Raw genomic sequence first — 6,277 nt, 5'->3', positions numbered from 1 at the left:
GGTCTCGCCGGGCTTCGACTTCGCCGGCTTCGAGATGGCGCCGCCGGACTGGCGGCCGACGCCGCGGCGCTAGCCTCGCTTCGGCGCCGTCCGCGACGTCCGCGACGTCCGCACCGCCGTGAGCGCCCCCGCCACGATGAGCAGGCAGGCGACCGCCAGGGCGGGGCTCGGGCTGGCATAGCCCGCCGCCACCAGGATCAGCGTCGAGAGGACCGGCGCCGCGTAGGCCGTGACACCGAGGAGCCGGACGTCGCCGCGCTTGCAGCCGATATCCCAGAGATAGAAGGCCGCCCCCACGGGCCCGAGACCCAGCAGGAGCACGGCGCCCCATTGCACCGCATCGGCCGGCCAGACCGTCGCCTCGAAGGCCAGATGGCACGCGAGGCTGAGCGCCGCCGTGGCGAGGCAGAACCCTGCGACCGCGTCGGTCGGCACCTGCCCGACCCGGGCCGAGAGCACCGAGTATCCGGCCCAGACGAAGGCCGCCGCCAGGGAGGCCGCGTAGCCCGGCAGCGCGCCCGCAGCGAAGGTGAGATCGGCCCGTCCGGCGAACAGGGCCGCGACGCCGGCGAGACCGAGGATCGCCCCGATGAGATGGCCCGGGCGCAACCCGCCCGAGCCCGGCAGGCGGGCCGAGAACAGGACGATCAGCAGCGGCCAGAGATAGTTGATCAGCCCGGCCTCGGCCGGCGGCGCGAGGCGCAGGGCGCTGAAGTAAAGGGCGTGGTAGCCGAACAGGCCTCCGACCCCGAGCAGCCAGACCGGCCAGGGCTGGATCAGGGCGCGGGCGCGGCTCGGCCGGACGATCCAGGTCGCGCAGCCGCACAGGCCGCCGATCAGGAAGGTCATGGCGGCGAGCTGGAACGGCGGCACCGTCCCGGAGGCGGCCGTGAACAGGGCGAGCAGCGACCACAGCAGGATCGCACCGAAGCCCGCGACAGTGGCGGTTGCGCTCTGCGTGCGCAGGGTCGAGATCGATGCAGGCGCGGTCATGGCGTGCCGCTATCACGCCGCTTCCGAGTCGGCGAGACCGGGGTCACGCCGCTGTCACCGTGGCCCTCTACCGGCGACCTGAAACGGGAGGTTCGCGATGCGTGCGTTCATGATCGGGCTGGGGCTGCTCCTGGGGGCGGGACCCGGCCTCGCCGGCGAGGCCGCCCAGCTCGGGCCGCGGCCCTTCTACCTCGTCGACCAGTTGAAGCCCGGCCCGCTCAAGGACACGCTCGCCGCCTGCGGAATCGACCGGACCTACACGCCCAGGACCTTCTCGATCTCGCATCGCGGCGCGCCGCTGATGTTTCCGGAGCATACACGGGAGGGGGTGCTCGCCGCCGACCGGATGGGCGCCGGGATCATCGAGTGCGACGTGGCCTTCACCAAGGACCGCCAGCTCGTCTGCCGTCACAGCCAGTGCGATCTGCACACGACCACCGACATCCTGGCCCGGCCCGAGCTCGCGGCGAAATGCACGCAGGGCTTCACGCCGGCCGATCCGGCCACCGGCCGCAAGGCCTCGGCCAAGTGCTGCACCAGCGACCTGACGCTGGACGAGTTCAAGTCGCTGAACGGGAAGATGGACGCCGCCGATCCGGACGCCACCAGCGTGACGGCCTACATGAACGCGACCCCGCGCTGGCGTACCGATCTCTACGCCGGCACCGGCACGCTGATGTCCCACAAGGAGTACATCGCGCTGGTGAAGGGGCTGGGGCGGAAGTTCACCCCCGAATTGAAGGCCCCCCAGGTGCCGATGCCGTTCGACGGCACCTACACCCAGGACATGTACGCCCAGCAGCTGATCGACGAGTACCGGCAGGCCGGCATCCCGGCCTCCGACGTCTATCCGCAGAGCTTCCAGCTGCGGGACATCCTGTACTGGCTGGAGAAGGATCCGGATTTCGGCCGCCAGGCGATCTTCCTCGACGACCGCGACGAGACCGCGAAGGGCTTCGACCCGGAGAAGCCCGCTACGTGGCAGCCCGGCATGACCGAACTCGCGCAGAAGGGCGTGAAGATCCTGGCGCCACCGCTCTGGATGCTGGTGCGGCCGGGGCCTGATGGGACGATCGAGCCCTCGACCTACGCCCGGGAGGCGAAGAAGGCCGGCCTGGGCCTGATCGCGTGGTCCCTGGAGCGCTCGGGCCCCCTGAAGGGCGGCGGCGGGTACTATTATCAATCGATCAAGCCGGTGGTGACCGGCGACGGCGACATCCTGCGGCTGCTCGATGTCCTGCACGGGCAGGTGGGCGTGCTGGGCGTCTTCTCCGACTGGCCTGCGACCACGACCTTCTACGCCAACTGCGTCGGCGCGCCCTAAGGAGTGCGGCTCAGTCGGCCCACAGGGCTACGAGGGAGAAGACGCCGGCCATCATGAAGTTGACGATGAGGAAGCCGGTGATGATCAGGGCGAGCGTCATGAGTGTTGTCTCGGGGTGAGCGATCCGGAGAACCGGCAGCAGCCCCTTGGGGCGCTGCCGGGGATGGGCGTCTCAGAGCGGGGAGAGCAGCAGGACGAGATGACCCAGATGGCCGAAATCGAGCGGCTTCCAGCCGAACCATCGCTGAAGCGGCATGTAGATCACGCACTGCACCCCGGCACTTCCGAGCATCGCCAAGACGAACCATCCCCAGTCCTGCGTGACCATCCCGATCGTGGCCGCGAACATCGCCGTCGTGGCGAAGATGAACGTGCTGGCGTTCCCCGGCCGCGGCGTGATGACGTCCGACATCGTCGATCTCCCTGATAGCGGTCAGCGGGCGCGGCAGTTCGGGCCGTACCAAGTCATGGTCCGGCGATCCATGCCGCCATCGGACGAGGCGCCGCAGATGGGGAAGCGGGGGTCGCCGCTCCGCTGCAGGCTGGCGATCTTGTAGAGATCCTGCCGGGCCTCGCGGCGGCGGTTCTGCTCGGCGAGCTGCGCCTGCCAATACAGGTTGCTGTTGGCCTGGGCGACGGCGCGCTGCTGATGGAGGCCCATCATGCACTCGGCAAAGCCGTCGGTGTCGGGCTCGAAGCCGAAGGCGTAGCACTGGTTCTGATCCATCGCGTGGCGCTCCTGCGGCGTGACGCAGGCGGCCAAGCCCAGGGCGCAGGCGGCGGCGAGACCGAGCTTCGCGACGGTGGGCAGCGTGCGGTTGAGGCTGCCCTCGCTCTGGCCGGCACGCGAAGCCGTATCGCGCAAAGAACTCTCCTGGCCGCCACCGATAAAATGAACGCCGAATTTACCGTGAAACCAGTTGTTCATGACGCCCGGGACCTCGATTTCTGTCGGCAGGACCATCCGCGAGCCGATGAAAGAAGGTCTATACGAGGCAGGTCGAATTGTTCGTGTCGCAGAACACGCGGGCGCCGGGGCCGATCGCTGCCCGCAATGCCCGTTATCCCGAAGCCGCGCGGAGACCGCGCAGGCCAGGTAGGACTTTCGTCAGGCTTGCCGGGTCGGATCGTCCGCGTCGCCGATCTGCGGGATCCGCGCGGCGTCTGGCACTCGGGCGATCAGCGGGCGCCGCCGGACTCTGGCCGCGGCGACGGTCTGCACGGGCGAAGCGCGCCCCGATGGGGAACGGGCGGCGCGCCGGCTGCGCGGCGCACGCGATGAGGCGCAGCCCGAGGCGGCCGTCATCGAAGCGATCGGGCGCGAGAGGGACCGGCCGCGGGGGCCTCGGCCCTGCGTCGGGCGCGCCGGATCGATCCGGCGCGCCCGCTGGCGATCAGACGAAGTGCTGGCCGCCGTTGATGGTCAGCGTCGAACCGTTCACGAAGCCGGCCTCGTCGCTGGCGAGGTACTCGACCGCGTGCGCGATCTCGCTGGCTTCGCCCAGGCGACCCGTGGGAATCGTGGAGATGATCTTGTTGCGGATCTCCTCCGGCACCGCCATCACCATCTCGGTGGCGATGTAGCCCGGCGCGATCACGTTCACCGTGATGCCCTTGGACGCGCTCTCCTGCGCCAGGGCCTTGGCAAAGCCGATCACGCCGGCCTTGGCGGCCGAGTAGTTGGTCTGGCCGGCCTGGCCCTTCTGGCCGTTGATCGACGAGATGATGATGATGCGGCCGAAGTTGCGGCTGCGCATGCCCTCGATCAGCGGACGCGTGCAGGTGAACATCGAATCGAGGTTGGTCTTGATGACCGCCTGCCACTTGTCGAAGGTCATCTTGTGGAAGGCGCCGTCCCGGGTGATGCCGGCGTTGTTCACCAGCACCTCGATCGGCCCCAGCTCGGCCTCGACGGCCTTGATGCCGGCCTCGCAGCTCGCGAGATCGCCCACGTCGAACTTGAAGACCGGGATGCCGGTCTCGGCCTTGAAGGCGTTGGCCGCCTCGTCGTTGCCGCCGTAATTGGCCGCGACCCGATAGCCCTTGTCCTTGAGCCGCTTCGAGATCGCCGCGCCGATACCGCGAGTGCCGCCCGTGACCAGGGCGACGCGTCCTTGAGCCATTGTTTCCTCCTGTTCGCATCCCGTGATGCCGCGTGCGGATGGCGTCCGCACGCGAATTTTTGTGATCTCGGCCTTAAGTCTAAGTTGTCCAGCGGGGCTGACGCCCCGCTGCGATCAGGTCCGCTCGATGCACATCGCGACGCCCATGCCGCCGCCGATGCAGAGGGTGGCGAGGCCCTTCTTGGCGTCGCGGCGCTTCATCTCGTGCAGCAGCGTGACGAGGACGCGGGCGCCGGACGCGCCGATCGGGTGGCCGATGGCGATGGCGCCGCCGTTGACGTTCACCTTCGCGTCGTCCCAGCCCATGTCCTTGTTCACCGCCAGCGCCTGGGCCGCGAAGGCCTCGTTGGCCTCGATCAGGTCGAGGTCGGAGGGCTTCCAGCCGGCCTTCTCCAGGGCCTTGCGGGAAGCCGGGATCGGGCCGGTGCCCATCACCTTGGGATCGACGCCCGCGGTCGCCCAGGACTTGATCTTGGCGAGCGGGGTCAGGCCGCGGCGCTCGGCCTCCGAGGCCGACATCAGCACGAGGGCGGCGGCGCCGTCGTTGAGGCCCGAGGCGTTGGCGGCCGTCACGGTGCCGTCCTTGGCGAAGGCCGGCTTCAGCTTGGCCATGGCCTCGATGGTGGCGCCGTCGCGGATGTACTCGTCGGTGTCGACGACGGTGTCGCCCTTCTTGCCCGGCACGGTGACGGGGACGATCTCGTCCTTGAAGCGGCCCTCCTTGCGGGCGGCCTCGGCCTTGTTCTGCGAGCGGGTCGCGAACTGGTCCTGCTGCTCGCGGGTGAGCTGGAAGGCCTGGGCGACGTTCTCGGCGGTCTGACCCATGTGGTAGCCGTTGAAGGCGTCCCAGAGCCCGTCCTTGATCATCGTGTCGACGAGCTTGACGTCGCCCATCTTCTGGCCGCCGCGCAGGTACTGCGCGTGGGGCGAGAGCGACATCGATTCCTGGCCGCCGGCGACGATGACCTTGGCGTCGCCGTTGGCGATCTGCTGCATGCCGATCGCGACCGTGCGCAGGCCCGAGCCGCAGACCTGGTTGAGGCCCCAGGCGGTGGCCTTCTCGGGAATGCCGGCCTTGATGGCCGCCTGACGGGCGGGATTCTGGCCGGCGCCCGCGGTGAGGACCTGGCCAAAGATCACCTCGTCCACATCGTCGGGCGAGACCTTGGCCCGCTCCAGGGCGGCCTTGATGGCGGTCGCACCGAGCTCATGGGCCGGCACCGCCCCGAAGGCGCCGCCGAACGAGCCGACCGGCGTGCGCGCGGCCCCGACGATGACGATCTCTTCGCTGCCTGCCATGTGAACGTTCTCCTCTCGCGAGCCGGCGCGCCTTCCACGTTTTGGGGCGCGCTCTGTGCCGGCCCTGGGATGAAGGGCTTGAGATGGGCGAAGTCAAGGTTGTCTATCAAAGCGCCAAAACGTGCCGATGACGCGTCCGCGAAACTGAAATGGCGCTCCGGCCCCACACCCTCTGCATTATTCTGCGTTGAAGAGGTGCAGTTTGCTGTTTTCTGCGCCCGGGGAAGGCTTTAAGGATCGTGCTGCGGGCGCGAAGACAGCCCCGCCAGACTGCACCGCGCGTCTGCAACGCCCCCCGGTCCCGAGTCCAGAAAGGCCGTTCCCGATGGCGGATACCGTCAAGGCCACCCAGACCGTCATCAAGAAGTACGCCAACCGGCGCCTCTATCACACAGGTACCTCGACCTACGTGACGCTGGAGGACCTCGCCACGATGGTCCAGAACGGCGAGGATTTCGTCGTGTACGACGCGCGCACCGGCGACGACATCACCCGCTCGGTCCTCACGCAGATCATCTTCGAGCAGGAGAACAAGGCC

At 68.8% G+C, this 6,277-nt stretch carries 7 protein-coding genes; 2 read left to right on the top strand and 5 right to left on the bottom strand.

Annotated elements, in window-relative coordinates; all coding sequences use genetic code 11:
• Window positions 1-69: 69 nt before the first annotated feature.
• Entirely contained in the window at window positions 70-993 is a 924-nt protein-coding gene (locus I53_RS05270; RefSeq protein WP_051044680.1) for a DMT family transporter, read from the bottom strand.
• 97 nt (window positions 994-1,090) lie between these two features.
• On the opposite strand from I53_RS05270, the gene I53_RS05265 reads away from it, so the two are divergent.
• Entirely contained in the window at window positions 1,091-2,317 is a 1,227-nt protein-coding gene (locus I53_RS05265) for a glycerophosphodiester phosphodiesterase family protein (RefSeq protein ID WP_043347473.1), read from the top strand.
• 172 nt (window positions 2,318-2,489) lie between these two features.
• Here I53_RS05265 and I53_RS05260 read toward each other — a convergent pair whose 3' ends face one another.
• The 4 genes from I53_RS05260 to I53_RS05245 form a co-directional block, all read right to left on the bottom strand.
• Window positions 2,490-2,729, bottom strand: coding sequence for a hypothetical protein (locus I53_RS05260; protein WP_043347471.1), 240 nt, complete (start codon window positions 2,727-2,729; stop codon window positions 2,490-2,492).
• Window positions 2,730-2,750: 21 nt separating this feature from the next.
• The gene (locus I53_RS05255; protein WP_081948722.1) at window positions 2,751-3,182 is read right to left on the bottom strand and encodes a hypothetical protein; all 432 of its coding nucleotides are present in this window, start codon (window positions 3,180-3,182) and stop codon (window positions 2,751-2,753) included.
• 529 nt (window positions 3,183-3,711) lie between these two features.
• Window positions 3,712-4,440, bottom strand: a complete 729-nt coding sequence (gene phbB, locus I53_RS05250) for an acetoacetyl-CoA reductase (RefSeq protein ID WP_043347469.1) — start codon at window positions 4,438-4,440, stop codon at window positions 3,712-3,714.
• A gap of 114 nt (window positions 4,441-4,554) precedes the next feature.
• The gene (locus I53_RS05245) at window positions 4,555-5,739 is read right to left on the bottom strand and encodes an acetyl-CoA C-acetyltransferase (RefSeq protein WP_043347468.1); all 1,185 of its coding nucleotides are present in this window, start codon (window positions 5,737-5,739) and stop codon (window positions 4,555-4,557) included.
• Between the two features lie 325 nt (window positions 5,740-6,064).
• Here I53_RS05245 and I53_RS05240 point away from each other — a divergent pair.
• The coding region (locus I53_RS05240; protein ID WP_043347466.1) for a polyhydroxyalkanoate synthesis regulator DNA-binding domain-containing protein at window positions 6,065-6,277 on the top strand (213 nt) is incomplete at its 3' end.

Source organism: Methylobacterium sp. B1 (genome assembly GCF_000333255.1).
In the GTDB taxonomy this organism is placed as follows: domain Bacteria; phylum Pseudomonadota; class Alphaproteobacteria; order Rhizobiales; family Beijerinckiaceae; genus Methylobacterium; species Methylobacterium fujisawaense.
This window is presented reverse-complemented; position numbering and strand designations above follow the sequence as displayed.